Annotated in this window: 17 protein-coding genes; all 17 read left to right on the forward strand. The window is 34.0% G+C overall.

Features of this window, described 5'->3' with window-relative positions:
* Window positions 1-12 precede the first annotated feature (12 nt).
* The 17 genes from FYJ83_RS07085 to FYJ83_RS07165 all read left to right on the forward strand — a co-directional run bounded on the left by FYJ83_RS07085 (window position 13) and on the right by FYJ83_RS07165 (window position 14,091).
* Window positions 13-195, forward strand: coding sequence for a hypothetical protein (locus FYJ83_RS07085; RefSeq protein WP_229768523.1), 183 nt, complete (start codon window positions 13-15; stop codon window positions 193-195).
* Between the two features lie 188 nt (window positions 196-383).
* A complete protein-coding gene (locus FYJ83_RS19635; protein WP_195837942.1) occupies window positions 384-944 on the forward strand; it encodes a hypothetical protein in 561 nt (186 codons plus the stop codon).
* A gap of 10 nt (window positions 945-954) precedes the next feature.
* Entirely contained in the window at window positions 955-1,347 is a 393-nt protein-coding gene (locus tag FYJ83_RS07095; protein WP_154439636.1) for a hypothetical protein, read from the forward strand.
* A gap of 53 nt (window positions 1,348-1,400) precedes the next feature.
* On the forward strand, window positions 1,401-2,123 hold the full coding sequence (locus FYJ83_RS07100) for a Cache 3/Cache 2 fusion domain-containing protein (protein ID WP_154439637.1): 723 nt from the start codon (window positions 1,401-1,403) through the stop codon (window positions 2,121-2,123).
* A gap of 132 nt (window positions 2,124-2,255) precedes the next feature.
* Window positions 2,256-3,710: a serine hydrolase domain-containing protein gene (locus FYJ83_RS07105; protein ID WP_154439638.1), complete on the forward strand. Its 1,455-nt coding sequence runs from the start codon at window positions 2,256-2,258 to the stop codon at window positions 3,708-3,710.
* Between the two features lie 398 nt (window positions 3,711-4,108).
* On the forward strand, window positions 4,109-4,453 hold the full coding sequence (locus tag FYJ83_RS07110) for a BMC domain-containing protein (protein ID WP_154439639.1): 345 nt from the start codon (window positions 4,109-4,111) through the stop codon (window positions 4,451-4,453).
* Between the two features lie 16 nt (window positions 4,454-4,469).
* Window positions 4,470-4,910 carry a EutP/PduV family microcompartment system protein gene (locus FYJ83_RS07115; RefSeq protein WP_154439640.1) on the forward strand — a complete coding sequence of 147 codons (441 nt, stop codon included), beginning with the start codon at window positions 4,470-4,472 and terminating at the stop codon, window positions 4,908-4,910.
* Between the two features lie 2 nt (window positions 4,911-4,912).
* Window positions 4,913-5,491 (forward strand): cob(I)yrinic acid a,c-diamide adenosyltransferase, encoded by a 579-nt coding sequence (locus FYJ83_RS07120; RefSeq protein WP_154439641.1) that lies wholly within the window; start codon window positions 4,913-4,915, stop codon window positions 5,489-5,491.
* A 52-nt stretch (window positions 5,492-5,543) separates the two neighbouring features.
* Window positions 5,544-6,683, forward strand: coding sequence for a 1-propanol dehydrogenase PduQ (locus tag FYJ83_RS07125; RefSeq protein WP_154439642.1), 1,140 nt, complete (start codon window positions 5,544-5,546; stop codon window positions 6,681-6,683).
* Window positions 6,684-6,707: 24 nt separating this feature from the next.
* Window positions 6,708-7,052, forward strand: coding sequence for a BMC domain-containing protein (locus FYJ83_RS07130; RefSeq protein ID WP_154439643.1), 345 nt, complete (start codon window positions 6,708-6,710; stop codon window positions 7,050-7,052).
* Between the two features lie 152 nt (window positions 7,053-7,204).
* The gene (gene eutA, locus FYJ83_RS07135) at window positions 7,205-8,635 is read left to right on the forward strand and encodes an ethanolamine ammonia-lyase reactivating factor EutA (RefSeq protein WP_154439644.1); all 1,431 of its coding nucleotides are present in this window, start codon (window positions 7,205-7,207) and stop codon (window positions 8,633-8,635) included.
* Between the two features lie 20 nt (window positions 8,636-8,655).
* Window positions 8,656-10,023: an ethanolamine ammonia-lyase subunit EutB gene (locus FYJ83_RS07140; protein WP_154439645.1), complete on the forward strand. Its 1,368-nt coding sequence runs from the start codon at window positions 8,656-8,658 to the stop codon at window positions 10,021-10,023.
* 25 nt (window positions 10,024-10,048) lie between these two features.
* The gene (gene eutC / locus FYJ83_RS07145) at window positions 10,049-10,954 is read left to right on the forward strand and encodes an ethanolamine ammonia-lyase subunit EutC (RefSeq protein WP_154439646.1); all 906 of its coding nucleotides are present in this window, start codon (window positions 10,049-10,051) and stop codon (window positions 10,952-10,954) included.
* 31 nt (window positions 10,955-10,985) lie between these two features.
* A complete protein-coding gene (gene eutL, locus FYJ83_RS07150) occupies window positions 10,986-11,639 on the forward strand; it encodes an ethanolamine utilization microcompartment protein EutL (RefSeq protein WP_154439647.1) in 654 nt (217 codons plus the stop codon).
* 12 nt (window positions 11,640-11,651) lie between these two features.
* Window positions 11,652-12,257 (forward strand): BMC domain-containing protein, encoded by a 606-nt coding sequence (locus tag FYJ83_RS07155; protein ID WP_154439648.1) that lies wholly within the window; start codon window positions 11,652-11,654, stop codon window positions 12,255-12,257.
* Window positions 12,257-13,735 (forward strand): acetaldehyde dehydrogenase (acetylating), encoded by a 1,479-nt coding sequence (locus FYJ83_RS07160; protein ID WP_154439649.1) that lies wholly within the window; start codon window positions 12,257-12,259, stop codon window positions 13,733-13,735. The genes FYJ83_RS07155 and FYJ83_RS07160 overlap by 1 nt, the downstream gene beginning before the upstream one ends.
* Window positions 13,736-13,800: 65 nt before the next feature.
* Window positions 13,801-14,091, forward strand: a complete 291-nt coding sequence (locus FYJ83_RS07165; protein ID WP_094899924.1) for a BMC domain-containing protein — start codon at window positions 13,801-13,803, stop codon at window positions 14,089-14,091.
* Window positions 14,092-14,157: the final 66 nt, after the last annotated feature.

The following is a 14,157-nucleotide window of genomic DNA, read 5'->3' on the forward strand; positions in this document are numbered from 1 at the left end:
ACATATCCAATAATGGTGCAAATATTTATATGTAATGCTGATGGAGAATTATTAAACAAAAGTAATGAAACGAAAAATATTAGATGGATGCCGTTAATAGAATTAAAAGGATTATTAGAAAGTAATAAAGGTCTATTTTATCCAATGCACATTACTACTTTAGAAAGATATTTAAAAATGAAATTAAAATATTAATAGTTTACAGTATTCCTAATTTAATGTCATTACGAATATAAATTAAACTAAAGGTACATAGCATAATCACATTTGATAATCATGTTTGGAGAATATAAAACAAATAAAAGGAGGGAAGTTACCAAGGAATGGAGATATTACAAAAGCATTCAAGTTATAGATTTTTGTAAATCTTTGGTAGCGGTAAAATGAATAAAAAGTTATTTGGTAAAAGGAGTACAATGTTATTAGGATTAATGGCATTTATTGCAACTGGAGGAGGCTTAATTATTTCAACAGCAGCTAATGAAGAAAATTTTTATAAGACAGAAATTTTAATAATTTTTGGATGTTTCTTTGCCATAAGTTTAGTAGATCACTTTAAAAATTTAATAGGAAGAGACGATAAAATCGAGGTTAATAAGAAAAGTTTATATGTTTTAATATGTTCATTTATAGGGGTTACTTTAACATGGTTTATAAATCATGAAATGGGATATGGAGCAGTTATTGCCAATGGGTTAGTAGGTGTAATGGCTGCCATATTTCTTCCAAACGATTTGGCTGGCATAACATATACATCATCATTTGTTGGAATGAGTTCATTGGCAGTGATACCCTCTATGGGGGCAGCTGCACTAGGAGGTTTAATAGTGGGCTTAATTCTTTTAACTACTGTGGAAATTTACGCAGGTATTGGTGGAAAAGGTGGAACTACAGCAGCATTGTCTACAATAATTACGAAAACAATAATCAGAATTTTTAGTTAGGAGGTATTACATGGAAGAAGTGATTATTTTAATAATATCAATAGTTGCAGGCATGGCTACTTATATAGTAGCCAATATTTTAAAGAGAGGTGCAGTTATTGCTTCAGCTATCATAACTTTGGTATCGGGACTTATGCTTCCCTATTTTTTTCCTTTAACGGGTGGTGTATTGGCAACGGCTGCAGCTTGTTCTTCTTATGCTGGAATGATTTCTCTTGAAAATGCACTAAATCTTTTAGAAATGGCTGTAATATCTTTAATGACAGGAATACTCTTTATAGCTGCTAAAAGTGCATATATAGGTATTGGTGGAAGGCTCGGTACAATAGCTGCTATATCATGTTTTGCATGGCTGGGATTTAAAAAAGTATTTGTAGGATTAGATGAAAAATCTGAAGGCTAAACATTTGTTATACAAAGCAGGAAATGTAAATGGTAAAAGGGAGGGAATAATTTATGAAAATCAACAAAACAAAGTTAATAGCATATTGTGGGATGATAGCCTTGTTAGCTAGTATGATTGTTGGTTTATTAGGATTTTCAAACAGTACAAAAAATATAAATGATATTAAAAATCAATTGCTAAAAAAGCATGTTGAAAATAATATAAATTTAACAATGAAATATATCAATAACTCTTATGGTACATTAACTCAAGGAGATGGAACCTTACTTGATAGTGATGGTAACAGTATAGAAGGTAGATTTGGTGTGGTAGACTCTGTATTAGAAGATTTAGGAGATAAGTCTACTATTTTTGTTAAAGTTAAAGATGACTTTAAAAGAATTTCAACAAACATTATGTCTGATGAAAACGAAAGGGCAATAGATACATTTTTAGGTACTGACCATAATGCGTATCAAACAGTAATAAATGGTGAGTTGTATATAGGGGAGGCAGCAATACTAGGTGAAAGTTATTATACGGCCTACCAGCCTATAAAAGATAAAAATAACAATGTAATAGGGTTATTGTTTGTAGGTATGCCAACAAAAACATTGGATGATATTGTAAAATCACATGATGCAGAAATGAGTAAAATAAACATATTAATTATTGTATTAAGAGCTATTTCACTAGGCTCACTAATTGCATTGGTCGGTGCATCAGTTGTTGGTACAAAATTTAATATTGCCAAGACACATACATCAGAGGAACTTGCTGATATGTCTGAATAACTATCTCTAATTTCAGACGATATAGATAAATAAGACTTAGCAAAAGCAACCCAAATTATTCAGTATGGGTGTAAACTGTGAACGTAGAGTATTTATATTATCCTCATATTATTTTTCCAAAACGGAGGGTCTATGAAAAATATTATTGTTTTTGTTATAGCGTCAATTATACTATTCTCAGGATTGGCAACACCAAGTTATGCGTTGTCAGATTCGCAATCTAATTCAATACAAACATTGTTGGATGATGCTTGTCGTATATCAGGTGTTCCAGGAATGTCAATTTCAATACTTGTGAAGGATGAAGTACTCTACTTTTCTTCAGGATATGCAGATCGTGAAAAGGGACAGTCAGCAAGCGAGAATACTCTATATGAGCTGGCTTCAGTCAGTAAAGCTTTTACTGGTATGGGTATTCTGCTAATGGAAGAACAAGGATTACTGTCAATGACTGACACCATCCAAAAGTATTTACCTTGGTTTACATTAAAGTATCAGGGGAAACCTATTGATATGGGAAGTATTACACTAAATAATTTTTTACATCATACTAGTGGATTAACAAATGAAAGTCACTTTCAAAACATCCCACAAGGAAATACTCCAGATATGTTGCAAAAAACTATAGAAATGCTTGTAGATGCTGAATTGTCTTTCTATCCTGGTGAGCAGTATAATTATGGAACTGTTAATTATGACGTATTAGGTATGGTTATTGAGATTGTGTCGGGTCAGAGCTATGAAGACTACATGAAAAAACAAGTGTTTCAGCCGTTAGGACTACACCAGACGTATGTTTATAAAGAAGATGCTCAAGCTACTGGACAATTGGCACAGGGCTACCGATCTTCCTTCTTTATGACGACCCCATATGATGCACCGAATTATGCCGGGAATAAACCTGCAGGTTACATCATTTCTTGCACCAAAGATATGGCACGTTGGATGGGCATACAGATGGGTATTGTGCAGGATATACCCAAAGTATTCTGTGATGTTGTTAAGACATCACATCAGGGAGATATGTCAGTTTCGGATGTCAACGGAATGTTTTATGGGGCAGGGTGGTCAGTAAATTCTGACCAAACAATTATTGAACACACGGGAGGTAATCCCAATTTTGCAACTGAAGTGGTAATACTGCCAAACCAACGCACGGGCATATGCTTGTTGACCAATGGTGCAAATACTAACACCAATTTAGTGTTAAAAGTTAAGGAGATATTGGATGGTAATATGTCTCAGTCCTATGAAATAAGCAGCACACAGTTTTTTGACATCACTTTGTCGTTTGCCACAATTATTTGCTGTATGTTGGCTGTTCTGTTCTTTCTTTTAGGATTACGCAGAAAGAAAATGAATAAGCAGCAGCCAATACCAAAAAAGAGCATAATCGTGGCTGTTATTTGTTTAATAGTTACTATAATATGCTGGGTTTTCCCAATGTTTATGGGATACAATTGGTCAACGATACTTATTTGGCAAACATATAGTATTATTACAGCTTTAATTTCACTGACGTTATTAACAGCATGTATTACATGGTTTGTATACATTTGTCGATATAATGATATATTTAGAAAATAAGGGGTTTATACGTTTTTCTTATGCTAATAAAAGTGAATGTAAATCAGAATTACCTGCATATCAGACACATCTGTGCCTATCTAGCTAGTCAAGGGATCAGTAGCATTTTGTTCATTTCATACATTGTAAACATGCTAAATATTATATGTGAAAATTATATAAAATTAAAACTATAAATGCACTAAGACAAAAAAGTCCTAGTGCATTTGTTTTATATTAATCCAAAACCAAATACTGATAAAATGTCTTGAAAAAGAATAATGAGATATAAACTTGGTTACCCTATGCTTTATATAAAAGATTTTAGAGTTAAAAAGAGATATTTATTTTTGCATTATAAAGCAAAAAATATAGTATAAACAATGGTGTTGTGCTTTTATTATGAAAAGAGGGAATCAATGAATATATTAGAAAGAAAGATATTTGAATCAGTACCAGGAAAACAAGTGACGTTGGCACATATCATAGCAAATCCAGATGATCGAATCTTTGAAAAATTAGGCTTAAATGACGAAAAGTATCATGCAATTGGTATTTTAACCATAACTCCACCAGAGGTTGCAATCATTGCTGTGGATATAGCTAAGAAGACTGCACCTATTAAAATAGGATTTGTTGATAGATTCAGTGGTTCAGTATTTATTTTAGGAGATGTATCAGCTATACAATCTGCTATGGAACAGGTTGTCACTTCTCTAAGAGATCTTATGCAGTTTTCTGTCCCCAAAATAACAAGAACTTAATAGGTAGGTATAAAAAATGAAAAAAATCATGTTAATTGGATCAGTTGGAAGTGGGAAAACCACCCTTTGCCAAAGAATTCAAGGAGAGACAATTAAATATAAAAAAACACAATCAGTTGAGTTCTATTCTCAGATGATAGATACACCAGGTGAGTTTGTCCTGCATAGAAGATTTTATAGTGCTTTGCAAATGATGGCTGCTAGTTCAGATGTTATTGGGTTTGTCTGCAGCGTTACAGAATTAGGACAGACATTTTCTCCCTATTTTGCACAAAATTTTACGAAACCATGTATAGGGATTATTACAAAGATAGATCTAGCACCAAATGAAGAAGCTATTATAAATGCTGAGAAAAGATTAGAGCTAGCAGGTGTTGACAAAATCTTTCGTCTCTCAGCTGTTGAAGATGAAGGAATAGCAGAGTTGATAGCTTATCTTTCTAAAGAGGAGGAATAAATTTGCAAATTTATACTAGAACTGGTGATAAAGGTTATACTAAGATAATTGGTGGTATTCAATTAGCAAAAGATAGTGAACGTATAAAAGCATATGGAACTATTGATGAACTAAATAGTTTCGTAGGATATGCTATTACACTTATAAAGAATAATGATTCTTTGAAAAACGAATTGACACAGATTCAACAGTATTTATTTGATTGTGGCAACGATTTAGCGACACCAGCAGGAAAAGGAATATATAGAGTTACATCTGATTTGACACAGTGGATTGAAAAATGTATTGATGATTATGCAGGTATTCCCAAAGAAGTAGAGTCGTTTATTTTGCCAGGTGGTTCACAGGTAGCAAGTATTTTACATATTTGTAGAACAATTGCTAGAAGGGCAGAAAGAGAGATAGTAACATTCCAATGGACTAATGATATGAATGAAGAGGTTTTGATATTTATTAATCGCTTATCAGATTACTTTTTTTCATTAGCACGTGTTGTAAATGCAAATGAAGGCATAGAAGATGTACTTTATGAAAGAAGTGGAAAGGTATTCCATATAAATTTGAAAAAAGAAGATTTATAATAACTAAAAATATATTTTCCTATGGATTTTTTGTTGGAAAGGAGTAGTAGCTATGCAAAAAATAAGATTTGGAACAACGTTATATATAGGTGAAGAGAGTCTGGAAAGACTATCAGATTTCAAGAATGAAAAGATTTTGATAGTAACCGATTCTTTTATTGCTTCATCAGATTTACTTTCACGCATTAAAAGTTATATTGATAGCAGCACAGAAATAATGGTATTTTCTGAAGTTATTCCAGATCCCCCAATTGATAATATTGTTGCTGGGTTAGAATATAGTAAGGATTTTCCAGTCACCATTTTATTAGCAATAGGTGGTGGCTCTGCTATAGACGCAGCAAAAGCTATGTTTTATTTTGGTAAATTGACCGAGAGATTTAATCAGATACGATTTATTGCTATTCCTACAACAAGTGGAACAGGCTCAGAGGTTACAAATTTCTCCATTATCACCGATGATGAAAAGGGAACAAAATATCCATTGATTACAGATGAAATATTGCCAGACGAAGCTATTTTAGATTCTGGTCTTGTTGCAGGTTTACCACCTAAGCAAACTGCTGATACGGGTATTGATGTTCTTACTCACGCTATAGAAGCTTATGTTTCTACTAGTGCCAATGATATTTCTGATGCTTTAAGTGAAAAAGCTATACGCTATGTATTCACTTATTTAGAGAGGGCTTATAAAGATGGAAACGATAAAGAAGCACGTGAAAAAATGCATATGGCATCAACAATGGCTGGAATGGCCTTTAACATAGCTTCACTAGGGTTAAACCATGGTATAGCACATGCAGCAGGAGCACGTTGGCATATTCCACATGGAAGAATAAATGGTATTTTATTACCAAATGTTATTTGCTATAATGCAGGAGTTATCAAAGGAAATTATACTAAGAATACTACCCCCGCTGCAAATCGGTATGCAGAAATAGCTAAATTTTTAGGATTAAATGCTGGAAATACACAAATGGGTGTACGAAGTCTAGTAAATGCAATTCTTGCACTTGAAAAGAGACTTTCCATTCCAAAGAGTCTTTCTGAATGGGGAGTTAGTAAGAAACAATTTGAATCAGATAAAAATGTAATAGCAGAAGCTGCTTTGGCAGATCGTTGTACAGAAACCAACCCTATTACTCCAACTAGAGAAGATGTAATTAGTATTCTAGGGAAATCATTTATATAAACTTTAATTAAATGAGGTGATTACTTGGAGGGAAATGAAAGAATTATACAGGAATATGTTCCTGGCAAACAAATCACTGTTGCTCATGTTATTGCAAAGGCTGATTTAGAATTATATCAAAAGATGGGGATAGTACAATCTGGAAATGAAGCAGTGGGAATTTTAACTATAACACCAAGCGAAGCATCAATTATCGCTGTTGATATAGCAACAAAGTCTGCTGAAATAGAAATTGGTTTTGTTGATAGATTCTCAGGTGCAGTAGTTATAATTGGGGATGTTTCTTCAGTTAAGATTGCTTTAGAAAACATTTTAGAAACTATGGAAAGTCTTTTAGATTTTACGGTTGTACCTTTATCTAGTACCTAAATTACATTTAAAATAAATATATAAACTATGATAATCATGTCATAGATAAAAGCAAAGGAGCTTAATAAGGGGACAATTATAGACCTTTTATTAAGCGTTTATTTTTTAAAAAAGTTTTTAAATATACAACATATTTAAAGGGAGTAGATAAGATGGCAGAAACTTTATTAAGTGTTGGTATTGATATTGGAACATCAACAACACAATTAATTTTATCAGAACTTTCAATTGAAAACATGGCATCAGTTTTTACAATTCCAAGAGTTTCCATTACGGATAAAAAGGTGATATTTAAAAGTGATATTATCTTTACTCCTATATTAGAAAATAATCTAATAGATTCTGATGGTATAAAGGAATTTGTAGAGCAGCAATACAAAAGAGCAGGTATTATAAAATCAGATATTCAGACTGGGGCAATCATTATAACTGGGGAAACAGTTCGAAGGGAAAATGCCCAGACAGTTGCTAAAGCTTTAAGTGGTTTTGCTGGAGATTTTGTTGTGGCAACAGCTGGACCTGATTTAGAGAGTATTATTGCTGGGAAAGGAGCAGGCACTTATTCCTATTCTGAGAGACAACATACAACTGCGGTAAACCTTGATATTGGAGGTGGGACAACAAATTTAGTAGTATTTAACGATGGTGATATTGAGGATACAGCTTGCTTTGATATTGGAGGTCGTTTGATAAAAGTGGACGGCAATGAAATCATTCGTTATATTTCTCCAAAAGTAAAGGAAATCATTAAAAAAGAAGACTTAGATATTTATCTAAATGAAAAGATGAATCTTAAGGAATTAGATAAACTTTTAGATATATTTGTACAGGTGCTGGAAAACAGCGTTGGATTAGGTAAAAAGAGTCCTTATTTTGACTTATTAATAACTAACAAACCATTGAATACAAATCTAAAAATTAAATGTATTTCATTTTCAGGTGGCGTAGCAGACGGCATTACAAAAGAAAGTTTACAAAATCCTTTTGTATATGGTGATATTGGACTTTTGTTAGGTAAGAAAATAAGCGGTTCACTCCTTATGACAGCTCTTGAGGTAATTCCAACTGTAGAAACCATTCGTGCAACTGTAGTGGGAGCAGGATCACACACCACTGATGTTTCTGGAAGTACAATCACCTATAAAGAAGATATACTTCCACTTAAAAATATTCCCATTTTACAGTTATCCAAAGATGATGAAAGCACGTATAATTGTGGGAATTTAGGAAATATTATTCAGGAAAAAGTAAAATGGTTCATAGTAGACGAAGAAGTACAAATTATTGGATTAGGCGTAGAAGGTGTACATAGTCCTTCCTTCAAATTTATTCAAGATTTAGCAAAAGAAATAATAAAAGGTTTAGATTTATTGATTCATGAGGAATTGCCACTGGTTATTATAGTGAAAGAAGATATGGCGAAGGCACTGGGTCATAGCTTATATGAACATCTGCCTAAAGATTATCCATTTGTATGTATAGATAGTATTCATGTGCGAAATGGAGATTATATCGACATTGGAAAACCCATTGCAGAAGGTTCTGTTTTACCAGTAGTAGTAAAGACATTAGTATTTAATTAAAGATAAAAGGAGGATGTACAATGATTTTAAAGACAAAGCTTTTTGGAAAAACCTATCAATTTTCATCTGTAATGGAAGTTATGGGGAAGGCTAATGAAGAAAAATCTGGTGATAATTTAGCTGGAGTTGCGGCAGAGAGTGCTGAAGAAAGAGTTGCAGCTAAAGTTGTTTTATCGCAATTAACACTTTCAGATTTATTTAACAACCCTGCAGTGCCATATGAAAAGGATGAGGTAACGCGCATTATTATTGATAATATTAATCTTAAAACTTATGAAAAGATTAAAAATTGGACAGTAGCTGAATTAAGAGAATGGATTTTAAATAGTAATACGACAAACTATGATATTCATCGTATATCAAATGGTTTGACTTCTGAAATGGTAGCAGCAGTTACAAAAATCATGTCTAACTTAGACTTAATACTAGGTGCTCAAAAGATTACAATAACTAAGACTGCCAATACTACAATTGGTATTCCAGGAACTTTTTCAACTCGTCTACAACCAAATCATACTACTGATAATGTGGATGGCATCATGGCTTCAGTTATGGAAGGCTTATCTATGGGATCTGGAGATGCAGTAATAGGTTTAAATCCAGTAGACGATACAACTGAAAGTGTAAAGCGTATTCTTCATAAATTTAATGATTTTATTAATGAGTGGGAAATACCAACACAACATGTTGTTTTAGCCCACGTGGCTACTCAGATGGAGGCAATGGAGCAAGGGGCTCCAACAGGATTGGTATTCCAATCTATTGCAGGATCTGAAAAAGGAAATACAGCCTTTGGAATTTCTGCAAAAATGCTTTCAGAAGCAAAGGATATGGCTTTGAAGTTGGGTACTGCAGTAGGTCCAAATGTTATGTACTTTGAGACAGGTCAAGGTTCAGAACTTTCCTCTGATGCACATCATGGCGTAGATCAGCTGACTATGGAAGCTAGATGTTATGGATTTGCAAAATATTTTGATCCATTCCTTGTTAATACAGTTGTTGGATTTATTGGACCAGAGTATCTGTATGATTCTAAGCAGGTTATTCGTGCAGGTCTGGAGGATCACTTTATGGGTAAGTTAACTGGTATTTCAATGGGTTGTGATGTTTGCTACACCAACCATATGAAAGCCGATCAAAATGATGCTGAAAACTTAACAGTTTTACTTGCAACAGCTGGTGTAAACTTTATTATGTCTATTCCAAATGGTGACGATATTATGTTGAATTATCAAACCACAGGCTACCATGAAGGTGCATCAATTAGGCAATTATTGAATAAACGAACAATAAAAGAATTTGACCAATGGTTAGAAAAAATGGGATTCAGTGAAAATGGACGTTTAACTTCTAAAGCTGGTGATGCATCTGTATTCTTGAAGCATTAAATATTTCTAAGAGGAGGGATAACTAATGGACGAATTAAACTTAAAAGAAATGATTAAATCAATTTTAAATGAAATGGTAGATGAAGTATCACCAGTTATAAATGATGATACTACAAAAGCAAGTATAAGTACAATACAATCTATTAAGCCTCAGGAAGTTGAAGAGGGATTTATACCAGACATTACAGAAGTAGATATTCGGAAGCAATTTTTAGTACCAGATCCAGTAGATAAAGAAGGTTATTTAAAAATGAAATCATATACACCAGCTCGCTTGGGATTATGGAGGGCAGGTACAAGATATATGACGGAACCCAGTCTTCGATTCCGTGCTGACCATGCTGCTGCTCAGGATGCTGTATTCTCTTATGTTAATGAAGATTTAGTTAAAGAACTTGGGTTTGTGGAGGTTAGCACCCAATGCAAGGATAAAGATGAATATCTTACACGTCCAGATTTAGGTCGTAAGTTTTCAGATGAAGCAATAAATACAATAAAAAAAACTGTGCAGCCAAATCAGAAGATACAAGTTATCGTTGGGGATGGTTTAAGTTCGGCAGCAATAGAGGCGAATATTAGAGATATTTTACCTTCTTTACGGCAAGGACTTAAGATGTTTGGATTTGATTTCGGAGAGGTTGTGTTTATAAAACATTGTCGCGTACCAGCTATGGATCAAATTGGAGAAGCAACAGGAGCAGATGTAGTCTGTCTTTTAATCGGAGAAAGACCAGGCCTTGTTACATCAGAATCCATGAGTGCATATATAGCTTATAAACCAACAATTGGCATGCCAGAAGCTAGAAGAACGGTAGTCTCCAATATTCATAGACAAGGAACTCCAGCAGTAGAAGCAGGAGCATATATTGCTGAAATTATCAAGAGAATGTTAGATAATAAAGCGTCTGGATTAGATTTGAAGGAAAAATAAAGATTGCCAGATTTAAAAAGGAGGTTTCCTAATGAAAAACGAACGATTAGGTGCAAATGTTCTAAGTGTAAAAATCATTCCAAATGTTGATGATGGATTGGCAAAGGAATTAAAATTAGCACCAAACCAAAAAAGTTTAGGGATTATCACATCTGATTCTGATGATGTAACATATGTAGCACTAGATGAAGCTACAAAGGCATCAGATGTAGCAGTTGTATATGCAAGAAGTATGTATGCTGGAGCTGCTAATGCTTCTACAAAATTAGCAGGAGAAGTTATTGGAATTTTAGCAGGTCCAAGTCCATCAGAAATACGAAGTGGTCTAGACCGAGCTATTGAGGTAATAGAAAATGAAGCTAGCTTTTATAGTGCAAATGATGATAATTCAATAATTTATTTTGCTCATCCTGTATCCAGAACAGGTTCTTATCTTTCAAAGGGAGCAAATGTTAAAGAAGGAGAAGCTATTGCTTATTTAATAGCACCACCACTTGAAGCAATTGTAGCTATTGATGCGGCTTTGAAAGCTGCTGATGTAAAAATGAGTGTATTTTATGGACCACCATCTGAAACAAACTTTGCAGGAGCATTACTAACAGGGTCACAATCTGCTTGTAAGGCGGCCTGTGAAGCATTTGCTAAAGCAGTGGAAGCTGTTGCTGATAGCCCAACCAGTTATTAGGTGGTGATTAATATGGCTAAAGCATTAGGGTTAATTGAAGTACGTGGAAAGTTAGGAGCAATTCTAGCAGCAGATGAAGCTGTAAAGGCGGCAAATGTAATTCTACTTGGAGGAGAAGTAATCCGTGGAGGATTGACAACGATTTATATTATTGGAGATGTTTCAGCAGTAAAATCATCAGTGGAGGCAGGTGAAATTGCAGTGGCAGATAAGAATTGTCTAATCAGTAGCTATGTTATTCCACGTTTGGATGACCAAGTTGAGCAGATGTTGATGAAATCATTTGACAAAAAAGAAGATAATCCTTCAGATTCAAGAGAATCAAATCAGCCCATTATAGAAGAAGTAGGGAAAAATGAAATAATTGAAGAAAAAAAGGATACTTTACTGGGACCTTTGAGTGAATCAAAAGAAATTTTGCAAGAAAATTTGGAACATGGAAGAGATACAATTATAGATTCATCTTTTAATAAAAGAGAATTAGAAAAAATGAGAGTGGCGGATTTACGTTCACTTGCATATAAATTAAATCTTTCTACCATAAAGGAATCAGAAATTAAATCTGCTAATAAAGCAGTACTTATTGAAGCATTGCTAGATAAAGGAGTTGAGTATTAATGGGATTGATAGATAAAGACCTTGTTTCGGTTCAGGAGACTAGAGATTTGCTGAAGAAAGCAAAAGAAGCGCAAAAAGAAATAGCAAAGTTATCTCAAGAGCAAATTGACACCATTTGCAAGGCTATAGCAAAGGCAGCTTTTGATAACCGTGTGAAGTTAGCTAAAATGGCACAAGAAGAAACAGGATTTGGAAGATGGCAGGATAAAGTCCTTAAAAATGCCTTTGCATCAAGAGATTTATTAAATGCAATTAAAAATATGAAAACAGTTGGTATAATCACAAATAATATAGAAGCTAAATATATGGAAGTAGCTGTTCCGGTAGGAGTGGTTGCAGGTCTTATTCCTTCAACAAACCCCACATCAACAGTCATCTATAAATCACTAATAAGCATTAAGGCAGGAAATGCTATTGTATTTTCACCTCATCCAAGTGCAGTAAATTGTATCAAGGAAACAGTTGGCATTATAAATGAAGCAGGAAAAAATGTTGGATTGCCAGATGGTGCTATTAGTGTAATTACAACAGTTACAATAGAGGCAACAAATGAATTAATGAAAAATGAAAATACAGACTTAATTCTTGCTACTGGTGGTTCTGCAATGGTTCGTGCAGCATATTCCTCTGGAACACCAGCAATTGGAGTTGGGCCAGGCAATGGACCTGCATTTATAGAACGTAGTGCAGATATTCAAAAAGCAATTGAGCTTATTATTGAATCTAAGACATTTGATAATGGTACGGTTTGCGCATCTGAACAGTCTATTATTGTTGAAGAAATTAGTAAAGAAAAAGTAATTGCAGAATTCAAGAAACAAGGAGGCTATTTTTTATCAAAAGAAGATGCCCTAAAACTTGAAAAGTATATTCTACGACCAAACGGTACAATGAATCCGAGGATTGTTGGAAGAACTGCCCAAGTTGTTGCTGAATTAGCTGGCATTTCTGTACCAGAAAATGCAAAGGTTCTCATTGCTGAAGAAACACGTGTTGGTAATCTTGCACCTTTTTCAAGGGAAAAATTATCACCAATTTTAGCTTTTTATACAGTAAATACTTGGGAAGAAGCCTGCGATCTAAGTATTGAGATTTTAAATTTTGAAGGTGCAGGACACACCATGGTTATTCACACAACAAACAAAAAAGTTACAGAAGAGTTTGCCTTAAGAGTACCAGTTTCACGTCTACTAATAAACTGTTCGGCTACATTAGGTGGAATAGGAGCAACTACAAACCTTATGCCTGCATTGACACTAGGTTGTGGAGCTGTAGGAGGGAGTTCTACTTCCGACAATGTTGGACCACAAAATTTATTTAATCTTCGCCGAGTAGTTTATGGCGTTAGGACATTAGATGAAATACGCGGAGAAGATATATTTGAAGAAGTTAGTTCTATAGCTGTTGGAGATTTAGGACTTAGTAAGGATCAATTGGTAGATTTATTAGTTGAACGTGTTTTACAAAGATTAAAGTAAGTAAAGAAAAGTACAATAACATTGGTAATAAAATGAAAATATAAAAAATCTAGGAGGATATTATAATGGCTAATACAAACGCATTAGGTATGATTGAAACAAAAGGATTGGTTGCAGCAGTAGAGGCAGCAGATGCAATGGTTAAAGCAGCAAATGTGACATTAATTGGAAAAGAACAAGTAGGTGGTGGATTAGTAACAGTTATGGTTCGTGGAGACGTAGGAGCTGTTAAAGCTGCAACAGATGCTGGAGCAGCAGCGGCAGAAGCAGTTGGTGAATTAATATCTGTTCATGTAATACCACGTCCACATATGGAAGTAGATGTGATTTTACCAAAATACGATACCCAATCATAACCAGATTCAAATACTAATGATGAAAGCTTAAAGTTGGGAGATACAAAGTGAGGCTGAGGCATAATA

It is taken from the genome of Tissierella pigra (assembly GCF_009695605.1).
GTDB classification, from domain to species: domain Bacteria; phylum Bacillota; class Clostridia; order Tissierellales; family Tissierellaceae; genus Tissierella; species Tissierella pigra.